Origin of the sequence: Streptomyces sp. NPDC057438, assembly GCF_042802995.1 — a bacterium.
Lineage (GTDB): Bacteria > Actinomycetota > Actinomycetes > Streptomycetales > Streptomycetaceae > Streptomyces.
In genome coordinates this window covers 18492-32468 of record NZ_JBHVDD010000055.1, presented here as the reverse complement: position 1 = coordinate 32468, position 13977 = coordinate 18492, and the positions used below count along the sequence as shown (strand labels likewise).

8 protein-coding genes and 4 tRNA genes are annotated in these 13977 nt (G+C 70.3%); 7 read left to right on the top strand and 5 right to left on the bottom strand.

Annotated features, from left to right (window positions below; genetic code table 11):
- The first annotated feature begins 49 nt into the window (after positions 1–49).
- Entirely contained in the window at positions 50–319 is a 270-nt protein-coding gene (locus ACFU5F_RS26365; protein WP_383891945.1) for a GntR family transcriptional regulator, read from the top strand.
- Positions 320–461: 142 nt separating this feature from the next.
- Here the strand turns inward: ACFU5F_RS26365 and ACFU5F_RS26360 are convergent.
- The 5 genes from ACFU5F_RS26360 to ACFU5F_RS26340 form a co-directional block, all read right to left on the bottom strand.
- A tRNA-Lys gene (locus ACFU5F_RS26360) sits at positions 462–534 on the bottom strand.
- Positions 535–736: 202 nt separating this feature from the next.
- Positions 737–2311 (bottom strand): amino acid permease, encoded by a 1575-nt coding sequence (locus ACFU5F_RS26355; protein ID WP_383891943.1) that lies wholly within the window; start codon positions 2309–2311, stop codon positions 737–739.
- Positions 2312–2497: 186 nt separating this feature from the next.
- Complete coding sequence (locus ACFU5F_RS26350; RefSeq protein WP_383891940.1) at positions 2498–4573, bottom strand: DEAD/DEAH box helicase; 2076 nt, start codon at positions 4571–4573, stop codon at positions 2498–2500.
- Between the two features lie 367 nt (positions 4574–4940).
- Positions 4941–5486, bottom strand: a complete 546-nt coding sequence (locus ACFU5F_RS26345; protein WP_383891937.1) for a hypothetical protein — start codon at positions 5484–5486, stop codon at positions 4941–4943.
- 110 nt (positions 5487–5596) lie between these two features.
- Positions 5597–5947: a metallopeptidase family protein gene (locus ACFU5F_RS26340; protein ID WP_059249887.1), complete on the bottom strand. Its 351-nt coding sequence runs from the start codon at positions 5945–5947 to the stop codon at positions 5597–5599.
- Positions 5948–6110: 163 nt separating this feature from the next.
- On the opposite strand from ACFU5F_RS26340, the gene ACFU5F_RS26335 reads away from it, so the two are divergent.
- From ACFU5F_RS26335 to hrpA, 6 genes are all read left to right on the top strand, one after another.
- Positions 6111–7715 carry a metallophosphoesterase gene (locus ACFU5F_RS26335; protein WP_383891934.1) on the top strand — a complete coding sequence of 535 codons (1605 nt, stop codon included), beginning with the start codon at positions 6111–6113 and terminating at the stop codon, positions 7713–7715.
- An 81-nt stretch (positions 7716–7796) separates the two neighbouring features.
- A tRNA-Glu gene (locus ACFU5F_RS26330) sits at positions 7797–7869 on the top strand.
- A gap of 36 nt (positions 7870–7905) precedes the next feature.
- Positions 7906–7980, top strand: a tRNA-Asp gene (locus tag ACFU5F_RS26325).
- Between the two features lie 24 nt (positions 7981–8004).
- A tRNA-Phe gene (locus tag ACFU5F_RS26320) sits at positions 8005–8078 on the top strand.
- A 99-nt stretch (positions 8079–8177) separates the two neighbouring features.
- Positions 8178–9827: a hypothetical protein gene (locus ACFU5F_RS26315; protein ID WP_383891931.1), complete on the top strand. Its 1650-nt coding sequence runs from the start codon at positions 8178–8180 to the stop codon at positions 9825–9827.
- Between the two features lie 81 nt (positions 9828–9908).
- Positions 9909–13886 (top strand): ATP-dependent RNA helicase HrpA, encoded by a 3978-nt coding sequence (gene hrpA, locus ACFU5F_RS26310; protein ID WP_383891929.1) that lies wholly within the window; start codon positions 9909–9911, stop codon positions 13884–13886.
- The last annotated feature ends 91 nt before the right edge of the window (positions 13887–13977 follow it).

Genomic DNA, 13977 nt, shown 5'->3' with positions numbered 1-13977 from the left:
GACGCGTTCCACTCCTGCGGTACGCGGAAGGCTGCGGCATCGTGGAGGGATGACGGAGCTTCCGCGCTACGAGTACGTGAAACTCGCCGATGCCATCGCGGCGGACATCGCCTCCGGCAAGTTGCCGCAAGGGGCCGCACTGCCGGGCGAGCGTGCGATGACCGATCTGTATCGCGTGAGCATCGGCACAGTGCGTCGAGCTGTCGTCGAGCTCCGGAAACGAGGACTCGTCGCCACCTTGCCCGCGAAGGGGACGTACGTCATCGCGCTGCCCGAGTCCTCCACGGGCAGCTCGGAGGCGAACGGAACCGCTGACTAGCGCGAGGGCTTCAGGAAGTTCGACCGTGGGGCCGGAAGGAGCTCATCGGCAAGGCCCCCAAACACCGCGGCGCCCGACCCGGCCGAAGCCGAACCGGGCGCCGCGCCGCAGGTCAGAGGGGATAACCCCCACCCGCGAACCGTAGGCCCTGTGGGACTCGAACCCACAACCAATGGATTAAAAGTCCACTGCTCTGCCAATTGAGCTAAGGGCCCAGGCGATGTTGCCTCCCCGAGCATAGCCGGACGTGGCCGGGAGTCCGATCGGGTATCGGTGACCCGGCCGCGTCGGAGTGCCGCAAAAAGGGCCGCCGCAGAACAGAACGGACGGAAGATCGCCGGAAGCAGGGCGAGTTGGCCGTTGCCGGGTCCGGCAACCGGTCCCGGACCCAGTCCCTGTCCCCGCCCCGTCACCGGGTCATGGATCGATCGGCTCCGGCGCCCCCTTGCGCGCCGCCTCCCGGGCCACGCTGCGCGCGTGTCCGGGTTTGAGGAACCAGTGGCGGGCGGAGGCGGCCCACCAGATGGCCGCGAAGCCCAGCACCACCAGGACGGCGACGGGCGCGTAGTTGAAGTTCTCCCAGGTGACCGGTGACAGCTGCGGAAGCATGAACAGGACGGTGATGAAGAGGACCCAGACCACCGCGACGACGCCGATCACCCGCGACCAGCGGCCCAGGTGCCAGGGCCCGCGCTCGAACGCGTCGCCCTTGCGCAGCCGCAGCAGCGTCGGGATGACGTACGCGATGTAGAGGCCGATGACCGCGATGGAGGTGACGGCGGCGTACGCCGTGACATTGATCAGGTACGGCAGACCGAGGAGCAGCGCGCCGCCCGCCGCCAGCCAGACCGCCGCCACGGGGGTGCGGGTGCGCGGGCTGACGGTGTGCCAGACGTGCGAGAACGGGAGCGCGCCGTCGCGCGAGAAGGCGTAGATCATGCGGCTGTTGGCCGTGACGGACGCCATGCCGCAGAACAGCTGCGCGCCGATGATGACGAGCAGGAGCAGCTTGCCGCCGGTGGCGCCGAGCGCGTCGAGCAGGATCTGCGCGGGCGGCACGCCGGTCGCCGACTCGCGGGCGCCGTCGTAGGACTGGATGGCGAAGGTGAAGCCGAGGAGGAGGACCAGGCCCGCCACCCAGGACGTCCAGATGGACTGGACGATGCCCTTGGGGCCGGCCGTCGAGGCGTCGTGCGTCTCCTCGGTCATATGGGCGGAGGCGTCGTACCCGGTGAAGGTGTACTGCGCCATCAGCAGGCCCAGCAGCACCACGTACAGCCCGCTGCCCCAGCCCGTGTGGTTGACGAACTCCGTGAACACGAACGACGCCGACCGGTGGCTGTCGGGGACGACGGCGAGCGCGCCGACGATGACGATCACACCCACCACGTGCCACCACACGCTGATGCTGTTCAGCAGGCCGACGATCCGGACGCCGAAGGTGTTCAGCAGGCCGTGCAGCAGCAGGATCGCGGCGAAGAGGAGGATCGTGCGGCCCGGGGTCACCTCGAACCCGAACTCCAGGTTCAGGTAGGCCGCCAGGAAGGACGCCGCGCCGAAATCGATGCCGGCGGTCACGGCGACCTGGCCGAGGACGTTGAACCAGCCCGTGAACCACGCCCAGGCGGCCGCGCTGCGCTCCGGCGCGAGTCGGTGGGCCCAGAAGTACAGGCCGGCGGAGGTCGGGTAGGCCGAGCAGATCTCGGCCATGGCCAGGCCCACGAAGAGCGTCATCAGGCCGACCGCGACCCAGCCCCAGGTGATCACCGCGGGTCCGCCGGTGTTCATGCCGAAGAGGTAGAGCGTCATGCAGCCCGAGAGGACCGAGATGATCGTGAAGGAGACCGCGTAGTTGGAGAACGCGGACATACGGCGGGCGAGGACCTGCGTGTAGCCCAGCTGGGCCAGCCGTTCCTCGTCGGACACCGAGACCGACACAGAGTCCGGAGCCGAAGCCCCGGCCGCCCCACGGGCTATGTCGTCATCTGTCATGCCCCCAGCAATTCCCTCTCCGCGGACGTGACATGCGCCACACGGTGGCCGAAAGTCGGCGGGACCGGTCGGTGCGGGACCCACAGGGCGGAACACAGGCGAAGGGCCCGTACGACCGGAGTCGTACGGGCCCTTCAACTGCCTCAGGCATCAGCCGGCGTCAGCCACCCGCCTCGGCGAGCAGGATCAGCCGTTGCGCTTCCAGCGCGGCTTGTCGTCACGGCGCCCGAAGGAGGAGCCGGTGCCGGTGCCGGAGCCGGAGCCGCGGTGGTCGTCACGACGGCCGTACGGACGCTCGTGGCCGCCGGAGCGGAAGCCCGGACGGTCGCCGCCCTGACGGTCACGGTTGAACGGACGGTCGCTGCCCCGGTGGCCGCCACGCTCGTCGCGGCGCTCGAAGGAGCGGCCACCACGGTCGTCACGGCGGAAGCCGCTGCCGCCACGGTCGTCGCGACGCTCGAACGAACGCCCACCGCGCTCGCCGTCCCGACGCTCGAAACCGCCACGCTCGTTGTCCCGGCGGAAGCCGCTGCCACCACGGTCGTCACGACGCTCGAAGGTACGGCCACCACGGTCACCGTCCCGACGGTCGTCACGGCGGTCGAACCCGCCGCGCTCGCCGTCGCGGCGGAACCCGCCACGGTCACCACGGTCGTAACCGCCGTTGCCCCGCTCCTCGCGGCGCTGACGCGGCTGGTCGTACGAGGGACGCTCGTACGCCGGACGCTCGGCCGACTGCTCGGCGATCGCGGCCGGAGCCTCGGCCACCGGGCCGTCCGTCTCGACGGCGGCGGCGACGGTGGTGGCCTCCGCGGCGGCGGCGACGGCCGTCTCCGGGTCCTCGCCCCGCTCCCGCGCGGCGCGCGCGGTCAGCCGGGTGGCCTCGTCACGCAGCTCGGCGGCGCGGCGCGTGGCCCGCTCCAGCTCCTTGGTCAGCTGGGCGACCTCGCGCTCGGCCTGCTGCGCGGCGTTGTCGACCGACTCGGCCTGGACCTCGGTCATCGACCGGGCGCCGGTGATGTCGGCCACCTCGGTGTCGAAGGCCGTACCGCCCTGGATGATGTGGCGCGAGGCGTCGACGCCCGCGTCCTCCATCAGGCGGAAGATCTGCCGCCGCTGATGCGGCAGGGACAGGGACACGACCGTGCCGGAGCGGCCCGCGCGGGCCGTACGGCCGGAGCGGTGCAGGTAGTCCTTGTGGTCACCGGCCGGGTCCACGTTCAGGACCAGGTCGATGCCGTCGACGTGGATGCCGCGGGCGGCCACGTCGGTCGCGACCAGCGCGTTGACGTAACCGTCCTTGAAGTCGGCCAGCGTCCGGGTACGGGCGCCCTGGGTCATGCCGCCGTGCAGCGCGTCGGCCTTCACACCGGCGTCGCGCAGCTGCTCGGCGATGCGGTCGGCGCCCAGCTGGGTGCGGACGAAGATGATCGTGCGGCCCTTGCGGGAGGCGATCGCGGCGGTGACCGGCGCCTTGTCCTTGGGCTTCACGATCAGGATGTGGTGCGACATGGTCGTGACGTTGCCCTGGGCGCTGTCGACCTCGTGCGTGACCGGGTTGCTCAGGTAGCGCTTGACCAGCGTGGAGATCTCGTTCTCCATCGTCGCGGAGAACAGCATCCGCTGGCCGCCGGGCGGAACCTGGTCGAGCAGCTCGGTGACCTCGGGCAGGAAGCCCAGGTCCGACATCTGGTCGGCCTCGTCGAGGACGGCGATCTGGGTGTTCTCCAGCGAGCAGGCGCCGCGGTTGATGATGTCGCGCAGGCGGCCCGGGGTGGCGACGAGGACGTCGACGCCGCGCTCCAGGGCGTAGATCTGGTTGCCCATCGACGTACCGCCGCAGACGACCTTCATCTTCAGGCCGAGGACGTCGCCGTACGGCTGGAGGGCGTCCGCGACCTGCATCGCGAGCTCACGGGTCGGTGTGAGGATGACGCCGCGGGGCTTCTTGCGCTCGGTGTGGCCGCCGGCCAGCTGCGCGAGCAGCGGCAGACCGAACGACAGGGTCTTGCCGGAGCCGGTGCGGCCGCGGCCGAGGATGTCCTTGCCGGCCAGGGCGTCCGGGATGGTCGCGGCCTGGATCGGGAAGGGGGTGGTCACGCCGTTCTGCGCGAGCTTGCGCACGACGCCCTCGGGAAGACCGAGTGTCGCGAAGGTGACCTCGGGAGCGGCCTCGGCGGAGGCGTTCTCGATGGTCTCGACGACCTCTGCGTCCGCGCCGTTCTCGGGCACGACGACGTGATCAGTACTGGAAATGGACATGCGTATGCGAAACCTTCCGGAGTCTCGTCGGCACGCGCCCGTCAACTCCGTGATTCGCACACGACCGCCTCTATGCGGTCCGCCACGGCAAGGGAGAGTACGCGCCACACGGCGCGCTTCTGTGATGGCGCCGGGCAATGGGGCAATGGGATCAAACGATCTGCCACCATACGCACCCGCCACCCCTCTAGGCAAACCGGGCGGATGTCCGCAGGTCCGGGCCCGATCGTTTCGGGCGGGGGTGAGGGCCGACGTGAAACGGCGGCAGATACATCATCGTACAGCATGGACGGAGCAGCTCTCCGACGCACCCCTCCGGCGCACTCCTTCCGGCGCACTCCTTCCGGGGCACCCCTCCGGAGCACCCCTACATCGCGTCCCCCGCCTGCGGCGCCGGCTCCCGTTCCATCAACTGCGCGCCCTGCTCGTGCGCGGACGACGACGGCTCGGCCGAAGGCTCCGGCGCGGGCGACGGCGACTCCGCCGGCCCGCTCGGCTCGGGCTCGGGTTCCACCACGGGCGGCGGGGACGGCTCACCCTTCGGCGGCTCGGGCTTCTGCGGCCCCTCCCCCTTCCCCTCGCCCCCGTCCCCCTTCGGCGGCGTCGCCCTCCCGGACGGCCTGGCCTTCCCGGAAGCCGGCGCGGACGCGGACGCGGACGGGGACCCGGACGAGGACGGGCCGGGCGACGCGGAACCGTGCCGCTTCCCCTGTCCGGACCGGTAGCCCGTACCGCCTGCGTCCGTCACCGCCGTACCCCCGTCCGGCTTCTCACCGCCCCGCTGCCCCGCCGACGGTGAAGGGCCGGGCTTCCGCGCGTCGTCCCCCACGCTCATACAGCCGGCCGCCGCCGCTACGGCCATGACCGCGGCGGCCAGACGGACGGATACGTTCAAGGCGCGCACGGCGGCCACCTCCGAGGGGGGCGTGAAGGGGAGTCCCCCTGCCCAACTCCCGCCGCCCACAAGAGGACACGCGCCGTCGGGCGCCCGGGCCGCCTCCGGGCCCGTCCGACGGACAGTTCCTAGCCGTACCCCAACGCGTGCAGCCGCGCGTCGTCGATCCCGAAGTGATGCGCGATCTCGTGCACCACGGTCACCTCGGTCTCCGCGACCACGTCCTCCCGTGTCTCGCACATCCGCAGCGTCGGCCCCCGGTAGATCGTGATCCGGTCCGGCAGCACCCCCGCGTACCACTCCCCGCGGTCCGTGAGCGGCGTCCCCTCGTACAGCCCGAGCAACTCCGGGTCGTCGGCGGGCGGCTCGTCCTCGACGAACACCGCCACGTTGTCCATCAGCCGTGTCAGCTCCGGCGGAATCCGGTCCAACGCCTCGGCGACCAGTTCCTCGAACTCCTCGCGCGTCATTTCCAGCACACGGCCATTGTCATGCACGACACGCGGGTACGAGAGATACGGGCAGCACACGGGCCCACCGGGCACGGCGAACCCGGCACAGCCCGTACGACGACCTGGCGAAGCCCCGGCACCCGCCCGCCCCCTCCGCATATCCGCCCCCACCCCTGGGCATACGCGACCAATGGCACGCGTCCCCGCCGACCCATCCGCCGCCGACACCCCGCGCACGCCCCTGCTCCGGATCCCCCGCGCCCTGGCCCGGCACTACCGGTCCCGACGCGCACACCCGACCGCCGAGCTGGTCCAGCGCCCCCACCCCTGGAAACGGGCCCTCAGCCTGGTCGCGGTCGTTCTGCTCGGCGCCTGGCTGGGTCTGCTGGTCGTGGGGAACGTCCGCACGCCCGTCGGCCCCATGAACACGACGATGACGCTGCGCCCCTCCCTCACCGGCGGCACGAAGATCAACGTCTCGCCGCTGGGCGCCCTGGAACTGAACAGCCACCACGCCCCCGTACGCCTGGACGTCAACGTCGACCAGCTCGACCCCGAGCGCGCCCAGGCTCTGGTCGACCACCCCGAGCGGATCTCCGGGCTGCAGGAGGAGATCGCCGGCGACGTGCGGCACGGCACCATCGACCTGGCCGTACGCTCCGGCGTGGCCGTCGTCTCCGGGGCCACCGCGCTCGGGCTCGCCGTGTACCGCCGCCCCCGCCGCGCCCTCGCCGCCGGCGGCCTCGCCCTCGCGCTCCTGGCCGGCGCCGGAGGCACGGCCGCCGCCACCTGGAACCCCAACTCCGTCCTGGAGCCGAAGTTCTCCGGCCTGCTCTCCTCCGCGCCGTCACTGGTGGGGAACGCGCGCAGCATCGTCACCGAGTTCGACGTCTACCAGAAGGAGTTGGCCCGCCTGGTGACGAACGTGACCAAGCTGTACGACGTCACGTCCACGCTCCCCGCCTACCAGCCGGACCCGACGACCATCCGCGTCCTGCACGTGTCCGACATCCATCTGAACCCCGCGAGCTGGAAGATCATCGCCTCGCTGGTCGAGCAGTACGAGATCAACGTCATCGTCGACTCCGGCGACACCATGGACCACGGCAGCGCCGCCGAGAACGGGTTCCTCGACCCGATCGCCGACCTCGGGGCCCCGTACGTCTGGGTGCGCGGCAACCACGACTCGCTCCTGACCCAGCGCTATCTGGAGGGCATCGACAACACCCACGTCCTCGACGAGGGGAGGGCGGTGACCGTGGGCGGGCTGCGGTTCGCGGGGACGGGGGACCCGCAGTTCACCCCGGACCGCTCGACCGGGAAGGCGGGCCTGCCGTCGGAGGAGGAGGCCGGGCAGCGGCTGGCGGACGCCCTGCGCGCCCAGAAGGCGGCGGGCACCCCCGTGGACATCGCGGTCGCGCACAACCCGGACGCCGCCCGGGAGACGGACGGCCAGGTCCCGCTGGTGCTCGCCGGGCACCTCCACCACCCCGAGATGGAGATGCTGGAGCAGGGGACCCGGCTGCGCATCGAGGGCTCGACCGGCGGCAGTGGTCTACGGGCCGTGGAGGGCAAGGAGCCCGACCCGATCGAGGCCTCCGTCCTCTACCTCGACCGGGACACGCGCCGCCTGCAGGCCTGGGACGAGATCAAGCTGGGCGGTCTGGGGCTGACGACGGCGGAGGTCAGCCGCCATCTGCCGAAGGAGAACCAGCCCGGTGCCCGGCCGGGGGACGAGGGGTCCCCGTCACCGTCCGGCAGGACGTCCACGAGCGGGTCACCCGGCGGCCCGTAAACCGTTTTGGCGATACCTCCTGCCATCCCATATGCTTCTCACGTCCCCGACGCGCTGACAAAGCGCCCAGGCGGGCCGATAGCCCTCATCGTCTAGCGGCCTAGGACGCCGCCCTTTCAAGGCGGTAGCACGGGTTCGAATCCCGTTGGGGGCACGCAAGAACGTGTGCGACACTGTCGTACGCATCCTTGGTCCTGTGGAGCAGTTTGGAGTGCTCGCCACCCTGTCAAGGTGGAGGCCGCGGGTTCAAATCCCGTCAGGACCGCTGGTGTTTCTCACGAAGCACCGCGGCTGGGTAGCTCAGTTGGTACGAGCGATCGCCTGAAAAGCGATAGGTCGCCGGTTCGACCCCGGCCCCAGCCACATCGCGCGAAAACCCCCTCCGGGTGACCGGAGGGGGTTTTCGTCGCTCACAGTGAGGCCGCCGCGGAGCCGCGGCCCACCGGGAACCATGGGGGGTTCTTGAGACACATCACCAGGGGGCTCGTGACGGCCGGTGCCGTCCTGCTCTCCACCTTCGCGATACCGGGCACGGCCCACGCGGCCGCTCCGGTCGTCCAGGAGGCGTCCAGCGACTCGGCGGACTGGTCGGTCATCGACGTACGCCTGGGCCACGGCAGCGCGGCCGGCGAGGACGTCAAGAAGATCACCGCGAAGCTGCGTCCGCTCGGCAGCGCCGACACGGACACCCCGGTGGCCACGGTCACCGAGTTCACGCAGACGTACTTCGCGAGTTCCTGGGAGGGCACCTGGTCCTCCCCGCCCGTCCACCTGGACACCCTCGGCGAGTACACGATCGACGTCGAGGCCACCACCAGCGGCGGCGAGACCACCGTCCGGCAGAATGCGGGCGTGCTGCGCTACCAGAAGCAGCCCGTGATCTCGGACTTCTCCGTCACACCGACCGAGCCGACCATCGACGACAAGGTCGTCACGGCCACCGGTGATCTGCTCCTGCGCGATCCCAGCACGCGGGCGACCGAGGCCATGCCCGGCGCCCCCGTCGACATCGACCTGGGCGATTCGGTCGAGGAGACCGTCACCACGGACGACCAGGGCCACTTCTCCCTCGCCCGCGAGGTGAGCGAGGGCGGCTGGGTCCGAGCCCGGTACCGCAGCGACCTGGGTTACGCCACGGTCCCCGTGATCGGCATCAGGCCCAAGGCCGCCCCGACCCGCCTGTTCCTCGACAAGAGCAGCTTCCATGTCGTGGCGAACGCCGAGATGAAGGTCACCGGGCGGCTGGAGTACCGCAGCGGCACCGAATGGAAGCCGCTGGCGGGCATCCCGCTGGAGCTGGACTACAAGAACAGCCACATCACCGACGCGACCGAGGCGACCACCGACACCGCCGGCCGCTTCACCTTCGTCAGGCGCGTGTACGGCAACACCACCTTCGAGGTGGGCTTCCCGCCGTACCCGTACAACCCCTGGATCCAGCGGACCGCGACCGCCGACGTGACGGCCAAGGTCACCTCGACGAGCAGGTTCACCGAGTTCACGGCGGCGCAGAACGAGCACGCCCAGCTCGACGTCACCGGCATCGTGGACCTGTCCGGCAACTACTACAGCGGCCGGATCAAGGTCGGCATCCAGTACTCCGCCGACGGGAAGACCGGGTGGAAGACCAAGAAGACGGTCACGACCGGCTTCGGCTCGCAGTTCATCGTCGAGGGACTCAAGGGCAGCCCGGACGGCTACTGGCGACTGCGGTACGCCGGGGACACCAAGCGGGACTTCAGGGGCACCACCAGCAAGGCGGTGCGCAAGGTGAAGGCCCTGACCCGGATCAAGGGCGCGGGCGCCTCCCCCGAGCCGGTCCGCAAGGGCGGCACCCTCACCGTGAAGGGCGTCCTCCAGGAGGCGAAGCCCGCGAGCACGGTGGGCTGGACGAGCTGGAAGGCGTACGGCGGCAAGCGGGTCCAGATCCTGTTCCGGCCCCGCGGCGAGAAGAGCTGGTACCTGATGGGCACGGTCAAGACCAAGGCGAACGGCTCCTTCGCCAAGGGCATCAAGGCCCCGATGGACGGCACCTGGGTGCCCGTCCACCTGGAGCCCGACAGCAAGCACTTCGCGGGCGCCGGCGCCGAGGACTACGTCGACGCGCGGTAACACGCATCACAGGCACCGGGCGAGGGGCGGACGCAAAAGCGTTCGCCCCTCGTTTCGTCGAGGTGAGATCCTGGGTTCCGTATGTCTACGCCACCTGCCCCCGCCTTCGGCGCCCTCGCCCCCCGCCTGGCCGAGCTGTCCCTGCGCGACGCGCACCGGCTCGGACGCAGGCTCGAAGGCGCGCGCAAGATCCGCAAGCCCGAGGCCCGGGCCGCCGTGCTCGCCGAGATCGAGGCGGAGGTCGCCAAGGGCGAGTCCCGCATGGCCGAGCGCGCCGCGCGCGTGCCGGCCGTCTCGTATCCCGAGCAGCTGCCCGTCAGCCAGAAGAAGGACGACATCGCGGCCGCGATCCGCGATCACCAGGTCGTCATCGTCGCCGGTGAGACCGGCTCCGGGAAGACGACCCAGATCCCCAAGATCTGTATGGAGCTGGGGCGTGGCGTACGCGGCATGATCGGGCACACGCAGCCCCGGCGTATCGCCGCCCGCACGGTCGCCGAACGCGTGGCGGAGGAGCTGCGGACACCGCTCGGCGAGGCCGTGGGCTGGAAGGTCCGCTTCACCGACCAGGTGAACCCGGACGCGACCTTCGTCAAGCTGATGACGGACGGCATCCTGCTCGCCGAGATCCAGACGGACCGCGAGCTGCGCGCCTACGACACGATCATCATCGACGAGGCCCACGAGCGCTCCCTCAACATCGACTTCCTGCTGGGCTATCTCGCCCAGCTGCTGCCCAGGCGCCCCGACCTCAAGGTCGTCATCACCTCGGCGACCATCGACCCCGAGCGGTTCTCCCGCCACTTCGGCGACGCGCCGATCGTCGAGGTCAGCGGCCGTACGTATCCGGTGGAGGTGCGCTACCGCCCCCTGCTGGAGGAGGACGGCGACGACGCCGACCGGGACCAGATCACCGCGATCTGCGACGCCGTCGAGGAGCTGCAGGGCGAGGGGAAGGGCGACATCCTCGTCTTCCTCTCCGGGGAGCGGGAGATCCGTGACACCGCCGACGCGCTGATCAAGAAGAACTACCGGTTCACCGAGGTCCTGCCGCTGTACGCCCGGCTCTCGCACGCCGAGCAGCACCGCGTCTTCCAGCCGCACACCGGGCGCAGGATCGTGCTGGCCACGAACGTCGCCGAGACCTCGCTCACGGTCCCCGGCATCAAGTACGTCATCGACCCGGGCTTCGCCCGCATCAGCCGCTACAGCCACCGCACCAAGGTCCAGCGGCTCCCCATCGAGGCGATCTCCCAGGCCAGCGCCAACCAGCGCAAGGGCCGCTGCGGCCGGACGTCCGACGGTGTCTGCATCCGCCTGTACAGCGAGGACGACTTCGAGGCGCGGCCCGAGTTCACGGACGCGGAGATCCTGCGCACGAACCTCGCCTCCGTCATCCTCCAGATGACCGCCGCCGGTCTCGGCGACATCGAGAAGTTCCCCTTCATCGATCCGCCGGACCACCGCAACATCCGCGACGGCGTCCAGCTCCTCCAGGAGCTCGGCGCGCTCGACCCGGCGCAGAAGGACGTACGCAAGCGGCTGACCCCGATGGGCCGCAAGCTCTCGCAGCTGCCCGTCGACCCGCGGCTGGCCCGTATGGTCGTCGAGGCCGACAAGAACGGCTGCGCCCGCGAGGTCATGGTGATCGCCGCCGCGCTGTCCATCCAGGACCCGCGCGAGCGCCCCGCCGAGAAACAGGCCCAGGCCGACCAGCAGCACGCCCGCTTCAAGGACGAGACCAGCGACTTCCTCGCCTACCTCAACCTCTGGCGGTACGTCCGCGAGCAGCAGAAGGAACGCGGTTCGTCGTCCTTCCGCCGGATGTGCAAGCAGGAGTACCTGAACTTCCTGCGGATCCGCGAGTGGCAGGACATCTACAGTCAACTGCGCACGGTCGCCCGGCAGATGGACATCCACCTCAACGAGGACGACGCCCCCGAGCAGCACATCCACGTCTCCCTGCTGGCCGGTCTGCTCTCGCACATCGGCATGAAGGACGTGAAGGAGACCGGGGGCGAGAGCGGGCGGAGCACGGGGAAGAACGAGTACCTGGGCGCCCGGAACGCCAAGTTCGCGATCTTCCCGGGCTCGGCCCTGTTCAAGAAGCCCCCGCGCTTCGTGATGTCGGCGGAGCTGGTGGAGACTTCGCGCCTGTGGGCCCGTGTCAACGCCAGGATCGAACCCGAGTGGGTCGAGCCGCTCGCCGGGCACCTCCTGAAGCACACGTACAGCGAGCCGCACTGGGAGAAGGACCAGGCGGCCGTGATGGCGTACGAGAAGGTCACGCTGTACGGCGTGCCGATCGTCGTCCAGCGGAAGATCAACTACGGGCGGATCGACGCGGAGGCCAGCCGCGAGCTGTTCATCCGCAACGCGCTCGTCGAGGGCGACTGGCGCACCCACCACAAGTTCTTCGCCGACAACCGCAAGCTGCTCAGCGAGGTCGAGGAGCTGGAGCACCGGGCCCGGCGCCGGGACATCGTGGTCGACGACGACACCCTCTTCGACTTCTACGACCAGCGGGTCCCCGAGCACGTCGTCTCGGGCGCCCACTTCGACTCCTGGTGGAAGCACAAGCGCCATGAGCAGCCGGACTTCCTGGACTTCGAGCGGGAGATGCTCATCCGGGAGTCGGCGGAGGCGGTCACCAAGGCCGACTACCCGGACTCCTGGCGCCAGGGGCCGCTCAAGTTCCGTGTCACCTACCAGTTCGAGCCGGGCGCCGACGCGGACGGGGTGACGGTCCACGTTCCCCTCCAGGTCCTCAACCAGGTCTCGGACGAGGGCTTCGACTGGCAGATCCCGGGCCTGCGGGAGGAGGTCGTGACGGAGCTGATCCGTTCCCTCCCCAAGCCGATCCGCCGTAACTACGTGCCGGCGCCCAACTTCGCGCGGCGCTTCCTGGACGTGGCGGTCCCCCTCCAGGAGCCGCTGCCGGTGACGATGGCCCGCGAGCTGAAGCGCATGGTGGGTGTCCCGGTGACGCCCGAGGACTTCGACTGGTCCCGCGTCCCCGACCACCTGAAGATCACCTTCCGGATCGTCGACGAACGGCGCCGGAAGCTGGCCGAGGACAAGGACCTGGAGTCGCTGCGGCTGCGGCTGAAGCCGAAGGCGCGTCAGGCCCTCTCCCAGGCCGCCGCCGCGACCGCCGAACGCGAGGGCGGCGAGTCCCTGGAGCGCAAGGGCCTCACCGACTGGACGATCGGCTCGCTCACCCGGGTCTTCGAGACGCGCCGCGCCGGGCAGCCGGTGAAGGCGTACCCGGCTCTCGTCGACGACGGTGCGGCCGCCGGCACGGTCTCCGTCCGCCTCTTCGACACCGAGGCGGAGCAGACCGAAGCGATGTGGAAGGGCACCCGGAGGCTCATTCTCCGCAACATTCCGGTCAACCCTGCGAAGTTCGCGAGCGAAAAGCTCACCAACGCGCAGAAGCTGGCGCTGTCCGCGAATCCGCACGGTTCCATCCAGGCGCTGTTCGACGACTGCGCCATGGCGGCGGCCGACAAGCTGATCGCCGACTTCGGCGGACCCGCCTGGGACGAGTCGTCGTACCGCAAGCTCTATGACAAGGTCCGCGCGGAGATCGTCGACACCACGGTCCGCACCGTCGGCCAGGTGCAGCAGGTGCTGGCCGCCTGGCAGGCCTGTGAGCGCCGCCTGAAGTCCACGCGCAGCCCGGCCCTCCTCGCCAACCTGGCGGACGTACGGGGGCAGCTGAACGCCCTCGTGAAGCCGGGGTTCGTCACGGAGGCGGGGCTGCGCCGGCTGCCGGACCTGATGCGCTATCTGGTGGCGGCCGACCGGCGCCTGCAGCAGATGCCGACCGGCGTCCAGCGGGACACGTCCCGGATGGAGAAGGTCCACGAGATGCGCGACGAGTACGCCTGGCTGTTGGAACAGCTGCCCCAGGGGCGGCCCGTGCCCGCGTCGGTCCTGGAGATCCGCTGGATGATCGAGGAGCTGCGCGTGAGCTATTTCGCGCACGCCCTGGGCACGGCCTACCCCGTCTCCGACAAGCGGATCGTGAAGGCGATCGACGCGGCGGTGCCGTAACCGCCCCCGCACGGAAAGTGAGTTCGCGCGGGGGCACCCGCTCCTGTACAGTCTCTTCTCGCAGGCCAGCGCGGCAACAAGGCGCGGACTG